This window comes from Oceanobacillus sp. MO10714A (assembly GCF_037072045.1).
Lineage (GTDB): Bacteria > Bacillota > Bacilli > Bacillales > Amphibacillaceae > Oceanobacillus > Oceanobacillus indicireducens.
In genome coordinates, this window is sequence record NZ_JAXHDC010000029.1 from 15682 (window position 1) to 30217 (window position 14536).

Consider the following 14536-nt stretch of genomic DNA (forward strand, 5'->3'; position numbering starts at 1 on the left):
TTGAATTGTAAAGTAATTATAACTATAAGGAAAATCAACTTTATACTATAGAGAAGAATACATTTTGTGTTTTTTTTGATTATAATCTATACTATTCAATAGACAGACAGACGGTCTAAAGTTAAAGGAGCGGTATAGATGAGGAAGTCTAAAGAAGCGCAGGAAAGAAGAAATGAAATATTAGATGTGGCAGAAGTATTATTTAATGAGAAGGGTTATGACGGAACGAGTACGAATGATATCTTAAAAAAAATTGGAATTGCTAGAGGTACGCTTTATTATCATTTTGAAAGTAAGGAAGCCATTATGGATGGGATTATTGACCGCTATCATAAAAAGGTGATCGAAGGAGCACAAGCCATTGCAGAGAAAAAAGAACTGCCTGTGATTGAACGATTACTTATGTCAATTACTTCATTGAATGTGACTGGAGCTGTTTCTGAAGAATTGATGACACATATTCATAAGCCGCAAAATGCTCTTATGCACCAAAAGATTCAAAAGGTGTTATTTAAAGAAGTCACACCGATTATTACACTCATTATTGAAGATGGAATAGAAGAAAACATATTTCATACAGACTATCCTTTTGAAACGGTAGAGATGTTGTTGATATATGCTTCTACTATTTTCGATGATGGAACCATCGAATTAACACAAGAGGAACAATCTCAGCGAATGACAGCTTTTGCTTATAACGCAGAAAGACTTCTCGGGACAGAGCAAGGTGCAGTTAGTCAACAGTTGATTAGAATTTTGACAAAAGAATAGAGGAAAAAATGTATTCTCGAATCATACGAAATGATCTTTTCAGAAATAAACTGATAAGTATAACGACGATGTTATTTATTACTGTTGCGACAACACTTGTCAGCTTAGTAGCTATTCTAACGATTAATCTTATCGGGTCCATCGATACCTTAACGAAACAAGCACAGGTTCCAGATTTCCTGCAAATGCACAGTGGAGATATTGATAAGCAACAAATACAAAGTTTTGCAGCAGCACATGAGAATGTTAAAGATATGCAGGTCCTTGACTTTCTGAATATTACAGGGGCAAAAATTCAATTAGGTAAAAACAGTTTAATAGATAGTGTACAGGATAATGGTTTCTCCACGCAAAGTCCGAATTTTGATCATCTATTAAACTTGGATGGACAGCCGATTCAACCAGCTGAAGGAGAGCTATATGTACCAATCGGCTATATGAAGGAAGGAATTACTCAAATTGGTGATGAAGCTAAAATAGCTGGAAAGGAATTCCAAGTTGCCGGTTTCTTAAGAGATGCACTGATGAATTCACCGTTAGCCTCCTCCAAACGTTTTTTAGTACATGAAAAGGATTATCAGGAACTGGTATCAGAAGGAGCCCTTGAATATTTAATCGAATTTCAATTGAAAGATCCAACTAGAACCAATGAATTTGAAACGGCATATGCTGAAGCAGGCCTAGAGGCAAATGGTCCCACATTAACAGGTGGTTTGTTCAAGATTATTAATGGATTATCTGATGGGATTATGATCGCAATGATTCTATTAGTCGGCTTTTTAATTGTGATGATAGCCTTTATGTGCATTCGTTTTACCTTATTAACCAAAATAGAAGAGGATTATCGAGAGATTGGAACGATGAAAGCAATTGGTTTACGACTGACGGATATCAAAAAAATCTATCTGGCTAAGTATGCTTTGCTTGCTTTTATAGGATGTTTCATCGGGTTATTGCTATCATTTATTTTCAGTGAACCTTTATTAGAGAATATCCGCCTTTATATGGGAGAAAGTGATTATGCTAGTTGGAGTATCTTACTAGCTATTTTGGGAAGTGGCCTTGTTTTTCTATTCGTGATTACTTACATTCATTTTTTATTGAGACGCTTTAGAAAAATATCTGCCGCTACAGCCATCCGTACAGGTAGTCCAGAGGAAAAAATTGCTCGAAAAAATTATTTTTTCCTTAGTAAAAATAGGCTACTACCTGCCAATGTATTTCTTGGAATAAAAGATGTCCTGTCTCGAAAGAAGCTGTATACAACCATGCTGATTGTATTGTTGCTTTCTTGTTTTATAATGATTGTTCCTTGGAATACTTACCAAACTGTTTCTTCTCCAACCTTCACGAAATATCTTGGCTTTGGAGAGATGGATTTGATGGTCAGTATGTATCAGTCCGATGAACCAGTAGATAATGAACAACAAGTTGTAAACTATTTAAATGAGAATGAATCTATTGAACAATACGTCCAAATTACCTCAAAATCCTTTAAAGCAAAAAAAGAGGACGGTTCAGAAGAAAAAATAATTATTGAAGTTGGTGATCATACTGCGTTTCCTATCGAATACACTGCTGGAAAAGCACCAGAACAGCTCAATGAAATTGCATTATCTTCCATGAATGCTGCTGAATTTGATAAACAAGTTGGGGATACGATAGAAATTATTTCGGATCATGGTTCGGAGATTTTTATTGTATCTGGTATTTACTCCAATATTTTAAATGGGGGAAAGACAGCGAAAGCTATTTCTTCTGATGAGTCGGCTCCAACGATGTGGCTAAACTATTATATCAAGCTAAGCGATACGACACAGATAGCGGCTAACGCCAAAGAAATGTCGGAAGCTCTGCCTTTTGTGAAAGTGACAGATGCCGATAACCATAAACAGCAAGTATTTGGAGCGACAATGGCTTCCATTAAAACAGCAGCGAATGTTTCTTTGATTGTAGCTTTATTTATTACAGGATTAGTAAGTCTGTTATTTATGAAATTACTAGTTGCCAAGGATCGACCAGCGATTCCGATGTTAAAAGCCATTGGTTTTACCAATCAAGACATTCCTAAGCAATATACAACTCGTGGAATGTTTATTCTAATCATTGGAGTTGCAGGTGGAAGCATATTGGCTAATACCTTTGGAGAATCCATCGCAGGAATGGTTATGGCTTCTTTTGGTATAGAGGCACTTACCTTTGTCAGTCATCCACTCATTTATTTGGGTTTTCCAATATTGATGTTATTGGTTACGTTACTGGCAACGAAACTAGGTACGAGTCAAGCGGGGAAAATAGCAATTGCAGAAAATATAAAGGAGTAACTGATGAAAAAAGTAATTCATGCACAACACATTCATAAAACGTTTGCTGTGGAAAAAGAAAGAGTCAGGGTCTTAGAGGATGTATCTACAACCATTTACGAAGGAGAATTTGTCTCCGTTATGGGACCATCAGGATCAGGGAAATCAACGTTACTTTACACTTTGAGCGGCATGGATACAATCGACAGTGGTGAGGTAATCTTCAACGACCAAAGCCTTACAGCATGTGGAGAAACAGAACGCTCAGATATCCGTCGTCAACAAATGGGTTTTGTCTTTCAACAGCCTACATTCTTAAAAAACTTAACGATTATCGATAATATTGTACTTCCAGTAATGCGAGATAATCGTAAAAAAGGAAAAGAGTTAGCAAATAAAGCAAAGCTGCTTCTAGAGAGAACTGGGATTGGTGATCTTGCCTACCGAATGACAAACCAAGTATCTGGCGGGCAGCTGCAAAGAGCTGGGATTTGTCGGGCTTTGATTAATGAACCGAAAATGATTTTTGCTGATGAACCAACAGGAGCTTTAAATTCAAAGTCTGCCAAAGAAATCATGAAAAGTTTTCTACAAATTAATCAAGAAGGGTCAACAATTCTCTTGGTGACGCATGACGCGAAAGTTGCTGCCCAAAGCGAACGGATATTATTTATGAAGGATGGACAAATTGTCGATGAACTGCATTTAGGTAAGCTTTCTAATTCGTTTTTAGAGAATCGAATAGAAAAAGTAACAAGGAAAATGTTAAAAGTAGAAATGTAGCCTATTTTACGGAATAGGAATTTAGGAACTAGGAGGTGGTTTTAAGTGAAAACATTTAAATATATAATTTTTATTATGATTCCTTTGAGTATTATTGTCTTTTATCTATGGCGATTTGCTTCACGTAAACATGAAATTCCTTGCCCTTTTTGGTTGCGAGGTTTAGTGGAGATGGATAATCCATTGACAAAAAGTAACAAAGCTAAAGTAATCATTGAGCAATCCAACATTCAACCGGGCATGCATGTCATTGATTTTGGCTGTGGACCTGGCCGGCTTACTCTTCCATTGGCAGATTGTGTTGGTCCCAATGGAACAGTTACAGCAGTAGATATGCAGGTGAAAATGTTACAAAGGGTAGAAAAAAAAAGCGGCAGAAAGAAATTTAAATAATATTAAATTTGTGCAAGGAAAAATAGGGGCAGGAGAACTACAGCTTTCTTCGTGTCATCATGCCTTGCTTGTCAATGTTTTAGGTGAAATTCCCGATCAGCAAGCAGCTTTTAAAGAAATTTATAATACATTAAAGTCTGGTGGCGTTTTGACGGTAACAGAAACAATATTCGATCCACATTTTCAAAAGAGAGAAAACGTGCTGACATTAGCCAATAAAGTAGGATTTCTCTTGGCAATTGGTCATCATATTCATTGTTATTAGAGAAACCAGCAAGGATAATATCAGGTGAATAAAGAAACATAGTCAGATTATTACTTTCATTATTTCACTTTATCCCGTCAAGTAACTTGAGCAATATTTGTTCTATGATATAAACGGTGAACAACAGATTGTTCAAGTTACACACAACTACAGAACTGATGAATAAATAAACATTAGCTTTTATACATGTATTATGGGGCTGTTTTATTCTACGTTATGCCAATTATAGGAAATTACAATTCATTATAGTTCCTCTAATTGTAGGAGTTTCCTTTTAGGAATATATATCATACCAATATGCAAGGAATTTATAATTTCCCCATTTATCGTATACACTTTCAAGTTTTTGCTTACCAGGCTTCTCCCCATTAAAATATTTTTTGATAACATGAGCTTTATATTCTGAATCAACAGGCAACAAATCATATTTTCCAAGTATCATTGCGAGAGTATTAAATGCATAAGGACCAATACCTTTAATATCACTTAAATTTGTAATATCACTTTTTAATAATTTATAAGATTCAAGGTCAAAATCAGGGTCTAAAGCTTTTGTGGATGCATCGATAATATATGTACTTCGGTATCCCACTCGCACGTGTTCTTTTAGGTAGGCCTCTCCTGCTTCTAACACGCGTTCTGGTGTGGGAAAGGTTTTAAATTCATGCTGATGATTGGTTTCTACTGATTCGCCCAATCCATTCACAAGATTGCTCACCATATTCATGGTCTGCTTCCATCTCGTATTTGTTGTTAATATTACCTTTACTACATCTTCATAAAGCGTAGGCGAACGCAAAAGTCTTCCCTTTCTTTTAGTAGGAATATGTAAAAGCTCTTCATAATCGTGACATAGAGCATAGAACGGTTCAAAGGTATCTTGCAATCTAAACATCCATGATACTTGGTCTTTAATCTCTTTGATGTCATTATTTTCTAAAGAAATATTTGTTTCAGTTTCGATAATTAATTGATTATCGTGTTTTGAAATACACAATAATATATTTTTACCATTACTTAACTGGACAGGGCGATAAAATAAATGGTCTTCGTTATTCCAATAGTTTGGTGCCAACATCCACCAGCCATAATCAGTGATAGCAGCTTTGAAATTAAACGGTTCATGTAAAGGAATTATCATGATATATATACCAACCTTTCAAATTAATCTACACCAAGTTCCGACTTCTAAGCGCCTTGTTGCTTTCGAATGTCTACAATTAGCCCAATATGATAAGCATTATGAATTGTTAAATGGGTAAGATTCTCCACTTTTTCACTGAAGTGATTACATATGGATCTTCAATGACTTGCTTCCATTCCTGCATAATTTGATGAATAGAAATTAATGTTTCCTCCTACGAATATCCTTCTAGGTTATTAAAGGACTGTGCATTTGTGTTAATTTTATAACGAGTTCCTCTAGGACACCTTGCTTCGTCAACAGTTACATCTTTTAATGCTTGTGTTATCAAGACGTGACAAACCAACCAATCTTGTTATGAACTGCATCTAACTGTGATAATGATAACTCTTTAGTATTCAATGCTAGTCCTCCTTGAGAGTATCTCTATGCTTTCGTACTCTGGATAAGTTTCCGCATGTATCACTACTGCACCAGTGTTTACGGCCATTCTTTGTATTGTCATGAAAGACCCAACGACAATCTTCATTCTTGCAAAATTTCACACGCTTATATTCATTTTTTGTGAATAACTCTGAAAAGGAAAGAGCAATTTCAGACATGAAAGTGCTCCAACTCTGTTTATCAGCTACCAATTCTAATTCAAAATGATTTTCTTTTTTGATTAATACGGGACTCCGTTTTGCTTTATCCATAAAAGTATTTAATTTCATTAATTCATCGGCTGAAGGTAATTGATTCTGAGTTGTTTTTTGAAGAATATCCCTCATTAGTTGACGTAAATTCTGCAGTTCCTTAATTGTTTCATCGGAAGGGTAAGATAAATGAGTCAGATTCCAATCCTTCATAAAATATTCTATCCATTTAGGGTTTGTTAACCTGTCTTCGGACTTTCCTGTCCCGCGATAGTCATACCACATCGTATTAATAATATCTAAGCAAATCATATCATTAGCCAAATTGTTTTCTCCTTCTTTATTTTTTGTGTTGCTTTTATTTATTATATCATGTAATGTTTAAAATAAAAATTAACCATTACAAAAAGGGGATTTAATTTATGAAAATAAAGATGGGTGAGTTATGGAAACACGCAGATTTTATGAAGTTTTGGACAGGTGAAACACTGGCTATGTTTGGCTCTACAATTGCTGCGTTTGTATTTCCATTAGTTGCAGCAATAACATTATCAGCTACACCAATGCAGATGGGGTTATTAAATGCTGCACAATTTGCTCCATTTCTACTTGTAACACTATTCGCTGGTGTTTGGATTGATCGTGTAAGAAGGAAACCTTTAATGATTATCGCTAATTTACTTCGGGCTTTTCTTTATCTATCTATACCTTTGAGTTATTATTTTGGAATTTTACAAATAGAAGGCTTATATATAATTGCCTTCTTTATTGGTACTCTAACCGTTTTATTTGATGTTTCTTATCAATCCTTTTTACCTTCTTTAGTTACTAGGGATTCTCTTGTTGAAGCGAATAGTAAGCTTGAAATGAGCCGTTCAGTTGCACAAATAAGTGGTCCTGGAATTGGGGGAGGATTAGTCAGCTTAATAGCTGCACCTTTTGCAATGCTGATTCATTCAATTACACTTTTTATATCTGCGCTTTTTTTAATTTTTATTCGTTCAAAAGAAACTGCTCCTATAAAACATCAAAAAGTGACACCAATATTTACCGATATAAAAAAGGGATTACAGTTTGTACTATCAAATAAATACATACGTGCAATTTCGGGCGAAGCTGCTACGTATAACTTTTTTAATCAAATAACTTGGGCAGTTGTAATTTTATACATTACTCGAGAATTAGAAATAGGACCTACTTTACTTGGAGTCATTATGGCTACCTCTAGTATTGGTGCTATTATTGGTTCGCTGATTGCAAATTACTTAGCTCAACGGTTTAAAATAGGTAGGACGATTCTCTGGACAATGTTTATTGCTTGTAGTTCACCTTTATTAATTCCTATAGCTACAGGTCCTATTTACATTTCAGCACCTATTTTAATTATTTCGTTCTTTTTCGGTGGAATGGGAGTTGTGATTTCTAATATTCATGTCATTAGTATGCGCCAAACGGTGACTCCTGACCGAATGTTAGGGAAAATGAATGCTAGCTATCGTTTTTTGGTTACTGGAGTGGCTCCATTGGGAGCATTGTTAGGTGGCGCTCTCGGTACCATTATTGGTTTGAGACTAACACTTGTGGTAGGTGGGCTAGGATCTATTGCAGCAGTTCTTTGGGTTCTATTTTCACCTGTACCTAGTGTAGAAACTTTGAATGAAGAAGAATTAAAAAATAAGGAATCTTTAATTGGAGGAAAAACAACATTTTGACAGTAAACCCAACAACTGCTTAAGTATTCTTAAAGGGTCAGGAGTTCTCGTTAACTGCAAAGGAGTTTTTTGTGAAAATCCAATAAGATGTTTAGTATCAGTCCCAACCCTCATAAACGATCGCATGGCTTACCTCGTGACTCTTATTCTTTTCTGTTGATTGAATGAATACCCCATCAGCTTCTGCATAGAGAAACTCAACTTCTTTACCTTCTGGAAATTCAGCGGACTCCTCTAAATCGATGACTAAATCAATTAAGTTGTCTGTTTGCTGTATTAATCCGTATAATTTTGAAAAAAGAACGCTTATAAACATATGAATTGAATCGAAAATTGTACTTTGCAGAAATAGAAGAAATTAGTTAAAGATACCTATAGTTTGAAGGCAGACGGGGTTTATACATTAGAGCATGCTATTCCTGAATTAATCAAAATTATTGATTTACTTGAGCTAGAACAGCGAGCTATAATGCTTGAAATTAATCGTATAGTGGACTTATCTGATTAAATATGAATCTATGTCAAGAAGTTCAGCATTTCTAATGTCCAATTTCTTGACATAGTTCCAAAAATCATCTGGTAATGAAAGCAGAAACGGAATCAGGATAGTACATCAATCATCTTCAGATACTGGACCATCATATTCGGGATTATCAGAAGGGGGTTGAATTTCAGTCATCAATAAAGCGACATGTCCTTCTTCGTCTCTAATGGTGAACAACAACGACTGCCCTTCTTGCAATCCTGCTTCTCCTGCTGCTACGTATGGGAAATTAGAAAAGTCCCCGCTAAAATCTCCGTTCTCATCAGCTTCCAATTCCATTGTATCTCCGATGAATGCGTCTACCTCTGAGACTTGCACATCAACTTCTGGTAATGTTTTTCCATAATAGGTCGATGTATTCTCGTAAAATTCCGGTAAATAAGTAGCCTCTTTGATTTCTTCTATTGCTTCTGTTGCTGAACTACTTTCTATCAATTCCATTCCTTCTTCTGCCGGCTGAATAGGGAGAACAAATTGCTGCTCATGGGGCATGTCACCCATAACATACACGATCAACTCATCACCAGCATCAAGTTCTGTTCCTCCAAGTGGAATTGTAAAATAACCTTCGTCTGACACATCTGGTTCAACCGTTTCCGTATCATCTGTATCTGGCAACGGTAGCTCAAATCGAATATTTTGATTAGGATTAATCGTACCGCTATAAACAACCGTATTTTCATATATATAAGGTAATTCAAGATTCTCTAAGGCTTCAGGGTATACGATATTACCATCACCATCTGGATCTTCTCGCCCGCTCACTTCCTCAGGGTCATAAATGCCAGGTTCAGATGTTTCTCGATTCTCTTCATTCCCCTCGTTTTCTCCGTTTGTATCACTAGGTTGCTCTTGATGGTTTTCTTCATTATTAGAAGATACGTTGTCTTCCGGCTCTGCTTCTCCATGCTGTTCATTTTCTTCGTTTTCTGTTGCATTACGATCTTCAATGTCTGTTTCCTCTGAGCCTAAACCGGTGCATGCTGTAAGAATAACGATGAAACTTAGTAAACCAGGGTATACAAATGCTCGCATTAATAATTCATCTCCCATTTTAAAAGATTGTATAGTGACTTATTCCCAATGGTAGAGCTGTAAAAACGTTTATTGTTCTCTGTATTTGCCTTTTGGGAATATTCTTTGAATTTGAATCAATTCTAAGTCATGTACAACAAATTATGCTTGTAATTCATTCTAATAATGACAAGTGTACTGGGTAAAGTAAACAGTTGACCCTGACACGGTGTTATGGTTTATGATGTGTCTACAGTAAAAGATCAAAAGGGGAATGAAAAATGAAAATTGGAGAATTATCAAAAAAAACGGGAGTAAGCATTCGTTCGTTACGTTATTACGAACAGAAGAATCTGATTCGACCTTCGAGGTTAGAAAATGGATATCGAGAATTTGAGAAATCTGATATTGAAAAAGTAAAAGCTGTTCAATTGTTTTTAAAGATAGGAATGAATACAGATGAGATTTATCATGTATTATCTTGTGATGATTTCCATCTCACTGAAAATAATGGGTGTGCTCATATTGCAGTAGAGCTTTACTCTGAGCGATTAACAAATGTCCGTCAGCAGATAAATTACTTGCAAAAGATTGAACACCAGCTAGAAAACCTTGTGGATTATTGGGATAAAGAAAAAGAAAAAGCTAGAAAGTAGGGATTAAATGAATTACAGACTTCTTATATTAGTACTTGGAATATTTATCATTGGGACAGATGATTTTGTAATTGCTGGCTTACTGCCTCATATTTCTAATGAAATGAATGTTACAATTGCTACAGCAGGTCAGCTAGTAACTGCATTCGCTATTGCATATGCTATAGGAGCTCCTCTTTTCGGAACTTTGATGATGAATTTACCTTTAAAATCGCTTTTGGTTATATCTATGTTGATGTTTGCTATTGCTAATACACTGTCATCAGTTGTGACTTCTTATGAAATGCTCTTTTTAACAAGAATATTAGCTGCGTTAGCTGCTGCTATATTCACCCCGTTAGCGATGACTGCTTCTACCAGTCTAGTACCCGATAAAATGAGAGGCAAAGCATTGTCATTTATATTAGCAGGAATAACCATGGGATTAGTTTTAGGAGCACCGATTGGAACATGGCTTGGAAATGTTTTTACTTGGCGTTATTCTTTTGTTTTTGTTGCTGTAGTTTCTTTCATTACTGTCATAGGAGTTCTGATATTCTTGCCTAAAATTGAAAGAGAAGCAGAACTAACGATTAGGGAAAGATTAAAAGGTTTCAATAAAATTATTCTATTAACGTTATGTGTAAACATTATTGGTACCACTGGCGGTTTCATGACATATACGTATATAGCTCCTATCATTACAGGTATCACGAACGTAGAGAATATTAGTATTTTTCTTATGTAGTTTGGAATAGGTGCACTTTTCGGGAATTTAGTTGGAGGTTACTTCACAGATAAGATTGGCGCTCCAAAAACATTAAAACTATCGCTAGGAGGCTTTGCTATATTATTAGCAGCATTCTCATTATTATCACTGTTAAATCCATCTACATTTGCAATTATAATGGTTTCAATTGTGGCGATATTGTGGGGAATCCCTGGTTTTGGTATGAACCCTGCTCTTAATTCATTTCTCATATCTTTGAATCCTAAGCAGGCCCAAATGGTTTTATCATTCAGTGCCTCGGCTCTTTATATTGGAATTGGATTAGGAGCATTTGTGGGAGGAGGCGTTATAAGTATAAGTTCAGTAAATTATGTGGGAATAGGAAGTAGTGTATTAGTTCTTATTGCATTAGTATTATTTACTTTTATTAATAGAACAGCTAATAAGAAAGTAAAATCGAGATTTTCCTAATATAATATATAATGAAAGAAGAGCCAGTTATAAATGTTTCACCCTTACTTTAAGGGAGTAAAGAGCTAACTTAATTTGAAAAGAGAATGCCTGTTTAACAGCATTTGTTTTAAGCTAAAATGGACAAAATAAGTTAAAAATAATATAGTTCCCTGCCAAAAACCCTGCCAATAAAAAATTTTGGCAGGGAAATTTTTGAACTAAATTAGGTAAGAGTTAGACATGATTAATTAATAAAACAAAAAAAGAATCCATTTTGAGAAAGGCTTGGTTCAAAATGGATTCTTTCTAAAATTCATTTATACTGTGAGAGAAAGAACCGTACAACTTTAGTAACACAATGTTTGATTAATTAATTTGCTAAGACTAAAAATGTTATAAAAAAGATTGCATATGATCCCATTAAAGCAACTGATATTTTAGCTAACCTTGTTTTAATTGAAAAGGCTGGTATAATTCCAACTTTAAACATATTCACTATTAAAACAACAATCGCTAAGAAAAATGATAACATAGCGACTATCAACGCAATTTGTTCCAACAAGATAACCTCCCTTAATGATATCAATTTTGAAATAATAAGGACATTAATTAAGCTAATTAAAGCTAATACTTGACTCATACGAAATCCATAAATCTCCCTTTCCCTTAGTTCTATGTGCCAAGCATCAATTCCGCCTAAAAGCAAGTCAAATATTGTTTTAAATGACATGTCTGTTTGTTTTAATACCTCAATTAACTCATTGCCATACCGTTTTCTCCAGCTTTTAGGATAAAGATAAATAAACCACTTCATACTAAACCAAGCCTTTTCATACCAAGTGAGGTAACTTTTTGAATTTCTTTAATTTGCTCAGTTAAATATATTTGTCCTTCCTCTGTCAGCTTGTAAGGTTTTTTACGGTCTTGTGATTCAAGGACACTTATATACCCTGCTTTCTCTAAACGTGAAATTGCTCCGTATAATGTACCTGGGCCTAACTTGATGTCGTAATTTTTTTCAATGTCCTCCATAATTGCATAGCCGTGACGTTTTTTTTCAGCAAGACTTATTAATATCAATAATGAAGGTTCCGAAAATCTGTTTTTATTAACCACGTTCCCACTCCCTTCTAATAATTATTACGTTCAGTGTTATATCGTATGACGTAATAATAAACTATATTTGAGATAATGTCAATAAAATAAATTAATTCGTGTTAAGTTATATCGTTAAAAGTATTTCCACACGATAATCCGAATACCCGATTAATTAATTATCTAATTGACCGCGGTTTTTATTTGTAGTTGCAGTCGATGCTTATAATTTTACTTGACTTTAACGTAGCGTAATACCTTAGTCTTGAAATATGGAGGTGAATTACACCACAACGGGCGACGTTTGCAAAAGAACTGGACTTACATACGATACTATTCTAATTTGGATTAATTAAAAGCAAAGAATGCTAACGGCCAGTTAGTTTTATCCAAATTAGTCTTAGAAAAAATTGCATAAATACTTGCCGGGAAGATTACAGGTTATAAACTTAAAGATTTAGTAAACCGACAACCTTCATTAGGATTTGTTAAAATTGACTTAACACAAATAATTGCTAACTTAAAAAATATATTATTTCATTTAGACCTAACTGACTCCGTGAAAATTTTATGGAAAATATAAAGTTGCTTCAAGATTATAATGTTAAATATTTGTTAAAAAGGTGATTAAAATGGGTGTGACTTATAAGGTAATCGATACAGTGGAACAATACGAAGAATTACTTGCGATTACGGATTTGGAAAAAAGAAAAAATTACTTTCGTTATACAATGATGGAGCCATTTAAGGAAATGTGGAATTTAATTAATGTTCCTTTAAAAGCAAAACAAGAAAATGGTTATGATGTTATAATGGCTACAAAAATGCTTGGTTATGCAGATATTTCCAACGGTAAACAAATCGAACAGGGGTTATCAATCCTAAATGAAAATAACGCTTATATAGTGGCGGATAATACCATCAAAAACTGTATAGAAAACGCTAATAAGTCGGGTTTGAAAGTAAACGCTGATGAAATAAAGTTTGGATTGTATGTTGCAAATCCTGATAAACTAAAGCTACAGAAAGGATATACAGGGTTCGGAGGTATTCCCGGGTTTATTACTGTGAATATCTATCCAAATGAATATAATTTACCGAAACTTCCCGCAGTTATAGCTCATGAATTTCATCACAATATTCGTTTTTCTTATTTTGATTGGGACCATGGTAACGTAACATTAGGAGATTATCTTGTTATAGAAGGTTTAGCCGAGTCATTTGCCAAAGAATTATACGGAACAGAACAATTAGGACCTTGGGTTACTAGCATGGATAAAGAGGAATTAGAGTATTCAACCGATGTTATTAGGGAAGCTCTTGACGTAAAAGGGTTTGCCGAAGTGAGCAGTTATATGTTTGGTGATGAAATTGCGGCACAAGAAGGGTATCAACCTGTTGGGCTTCCTTTCTGTGCCGGTTACGCAGTAGGATATAAGGCTGTTCAGTCCTATATGAAAAAGTATAATAAGACAATTTACGAAGCAACTTTGGCTTCCACTGATGAAATAATTCATGGATGTGACTTGTTTTCTGAGTAACCCTCATAGTCTGCAAAAGGGCGCTATTTTGGGACAAAAAGGATACACATACTAGTTATGTGCTATCCTCTTTTATTAAAGAGTGGGAATGACAGGCAAAGTAACCAAGGGCAACTTTCCTTGTTTTAAATGGATTTAAAAGAAAGTTATTTGTTTAGCGTAACATTTAAGCAGATAGTTCCTTGCAATTTCTCCCACCGAAGTGGATTTTTAACCAAACTTGAGTAATCGATTTTAACGAAAAAATATATTTTAGTAAAGAGAAGGGGAAATTCCTAACGGGTTCTCTTGAAAGTGTAAGAACGCAATTTATATCGTAAACAGGGTATTAAATCAATTGGGATGTAGTACCCTGTTTTTTATTGATGTACCAATGTTTTTAATAAAAATGACCTTATAATTGTAAACCTATTAGCAATCCAATTCGTTACATTAAAAAATAGTGTATCGGTGCTAATTGGTGTGCGAATTAACATGCGAATTGATCCACAAGTTAAGACGATAAAAAACACCCAGAT

Annotated in this window: 16 protein-coding genes; 10 read left to right on the plus strand and 6 right to left on the minus strand. The window is 34.8% G+C overall.

What is annotated here, in order from left to right:
- The first annotated feature begins 138 nt into the window (after positions 1-138).
- From SPD53_RS13555 to SPD53_RS13575, 5 genes are all read left to right on the plus strand, one after another.
- A complete protein-coding gene (locus SPD53_RS13555) occupies positions 139-771 on the plus strand; it encodes a TetR/AcrR family transcriptional regulator (RefSeq protein WP_336252884.1) in 633 nt (210 codons plus the stop codon).
- A gap of 68 nt (positions 772-839) precedes the next feature.
- Positions 840-3095: an ABC transporter permease gene (locus SPD53_RS13560; RefSeq protein WP_336252885.1), complete on the plus strand. Its 2256-nt coding sequence runs from the start codon at positions 840-842 to the stop codon at positions 3093-3095.
- 3 nt (positions 3096-3098) lie between these two features.
- A complete protein-coding gene (locus tag SPD53_RS13565; RefSeq protein ID WP_336252886.1) occupies positions 3099-3857 on the plus strand; it encodes an ABC transporter ATP-binding protein in 759 nt (252 codons plus the stop codon).
- 45 nt (positions 3858-3902) lie between these two features.
- Complete coding sequence (locus SPD53_RS13570; RefSeq protein ID WP_336252887.1) at positions 3903-4250, plus strand: class I SAM-dependent methyltransferase; 348 nt, start codon at positions 3903-3905, stop codon at positions 4248-4250.
- Between the two features lie 10 nt (positions 4251-4260).
- Positions 4261-4515 carry a hypothetical protein gene (locus SPD53_RS13575; protein WP_336252888.1) on the plus strand — a complete coding sequence of 85 codons (255 nt, stop codon included), beginning with the start codon at positions 4261-4263 and terminating at the stop codon, positions 4513-4515.
- A 274-nt stretch (positions 4516-4789) separates the two neighbouring features.
- Here SPD53_RS13575 and SPD53_RS13580 read toward each other — a convergent pair whose 3' ends face one another.
- Entirely contained in the window at positions 4790-5656 is an 867-nt protein-coding gene (locus SPD53_RS13580) for a DNA-3-methyladenine glycosylase family protein (RefSeq protein ID WP_336252889.1), read from the minus strand.
- Between the two features lie 407 nt (positions 5657-6063).
- Positions 6064-6618 carry a CGNR zinc finger domain-containing protein gene (locus SPD53_RS13585; RefSeq protein ID WP_336252890.1) on the minus strand — a complete coding sequence of 185 codons (555 nt, stop codon included), beginning with the start codon at positions 6616-6618 and terminating at the stop codon, positions 6064-6066.
- A 98-nt stretch (positions 6619-6716) separates the two neighbouring features.
- Here SPD53_RS13585 and SPD53_RS13590 point away from each other — a divergent pair, with 98 nt between their 5' ends.
- Complete coding sequence (locus SPD53_RS13590; protein ID WP_336252891.1) at positions 6717-8006, plus strand: MFS transporter; 1290 nt, start codon at positions 6717-6719, stop codon at positions 8004-8006.
- Positions 8007-8103: 97 nt separating this feature from the next.
- Here the strand turns inward: SPD53_RS13590 and SPD53_RS13595 are convergent, their stop codons facing one another.
- Positions 8104-8322, minus strand: a complete 219-nt coding sequence (locus tag SPD53_RS13595; protein WP_336252892.1) for a hypothetical protein — start codon at positions 8320-8322, stop codon at positions 8104-8106.
- Between the two features lie 297 nt (positions 8323-8619).
- Positions 8620-9585: a hypothetical protein gene (locus tag SPD53_RS13600; RefSeq protein ID WP_336252893.1), complete on the minus strand. Its 966-nt coding sequence runs from the start codon at positions 9583-9585 to the stop codon at positions 8620-8622.
- Positions 9586-9845: 260 nt separating this feature from the next.
- Between SPD53_RS13600 and SPD53_RS13605 the strand changes: the two genes are divergently transcribed.
- From SPD53_RS13605 to SPD53_RS19880, 3 genes are read left to right on the plus strand one after another with little or no spacing between them, the layout of a single operon-like run.
- Entirely contained in the window at positions 9846-10220 is a 375-nt protein-coding gene (locus tag SPD53_RS13605; protein WP_336252894.1) for a MerR family transcriptional regulator, read from the plus strand.
- 7 nt (positions 10221-10227) lie between these two features.
- Entirely contained in the window at positions 10228-10947 is a 720-nt protein-coding gene (locus SPD53_RS13610; protein WP_336252895.1) for an MFS transporter, read from the plus strand.
- 54 nt (positions 10948-11001) lie between these two features.
- Complete coding sequence (locus SPD53_RS19880; RefSeq protein ID WP_442946219.1) at positions 11002-11400, plus strand: hypothetical protein; 399 nt, start codon at positions 11002-11004, stop codon at positions 11398-11400.
- Between the two features lie 352 nt (positions 11401-11752).
- Here SPD53_RS19880 and SPD53_RS13620 read toward each other — a convergent pair whose 3' ends face one another.
- Positions 11753-12196, minus strand: a complete 444-nt coding sequence (locus tag SPD53_RS13620) for a hypothetical protein (RefSeq protein WP_336252897.1) — start codon at positions 12194-12196, stop codon at positions 11753-11755.
- Positions 12193-12498, minus strand: coding sequence for a PadR family transcriptional regulator (locus SPD53_RS13625; RefSeq protein WP_336252898.1), 306 nt, complete (start codon positions 12496-12498; stop codon positions 12193-12195). The genes SPD53_RS13620 and SPD53_RS13625 overlap by 4 nt, the downstream gene beginning before the upstream one ends.
- 611 nt (positions 12499-13109) lie before the next feature.
- Between SPD53_RS13625 and SPD53_RS13630 the strand changes: the two genes are divergently transcribed.
- Complete coding sequence (locus tag SPD53_RS13630; protein WP_336252899.1) at positions 13110-14018, plus strand: DUF2268 domain-containing protein; 909 nt, start codon at positions 13110-13112, stop codon at positions 14016-14018.
- The last annotated feature ends 518 nt before the right edge of the window (positions 14019-14536 follow it).

What these genes read in the sequence shown, in the direction of transcription:
- SPD53_RS13580 (WP_336252889.1), bottom strand. Translation starts at nt 5,656, where the DNA reads ATGATAATTCCTTTACATGAACCGTTTAATTTCAAAGCTGCTATCACT.
- SPD53_RS13620 (WP_336252897.1), bottom strand. Translation starts at nt 12,196, where the DNA reads ATGAAGTGGTTTATTTATCTTTATCCTAAAAGCTGGAGAAAACGGTAT.
- SPD53_RS13610 (WP_336252895.1), top strand. Translation starts at nt 10,228, where the DNA reads ATGAATTACAGACTTCTTATATTAGTACTTGGAATATTTATCATTGGG.
- SPD53_RS13630 (WP_336252899.1), top strand. Translation starts at nt 13,110, where the DNA reads ATGGGTGTGACTTATAAGGTAATCGATACAGTGGAACAATACGAAGAA.
- SPD53_RS13560 (WP_336252885.1), top strand. Translation starts at nt 840, where the DNA reads ATGTTATTTATTACTGTTGCGACAACACTTGTCAGCTTAGTAGCTATT.
- SPD53_RS13555 (WP_336252884.1), top strand. Translation starts at nt 139, where the DNA reads ATGAGGAAGTCTAAAGAAGCGCAGGAAAGAAGAAATGAAATATTAGAT.
- SPD53_RS13600 (WP_336252893.1), bottom strand. Translation starts at nt 9,585, where the DNA reads ATGCGAGCATTTGTATACCCTGGTTTACTAAGTTTCATCGTTATTCTT.
- SPD53_RS13595 (WP_336252892.1), bottom strand. Translation starts at nt 8,322, where the DNA reads ATGTTTATAAGCGTTCTTTTTTCAAAATTATACGGATTAATACAGCAA.
- SPD53_RS13590 (WP_336252891.1), top strand. Translation starts at nt 6,717, where the DNA reads ATGAAAATAAAGATGGGTGAGTTATGGAAACACGCAGATTTTATGAAG.
- SPD53_RS13565 (WP_336252886.1), top strand. Translation starts at nt 3,099, where the DNA reads ATGAAAAAAGTAATTCATGCACAACACATTCATAAAACGTTTGCTGTG.
- SPD53_RS13605 (WP_336252894.1), top strand. Translation starts at nt 9,846, where the DNA reads ATGAAAATTGGAGAATTATCAAAAAAAACGGGAGTAAGCATTCGTTCG.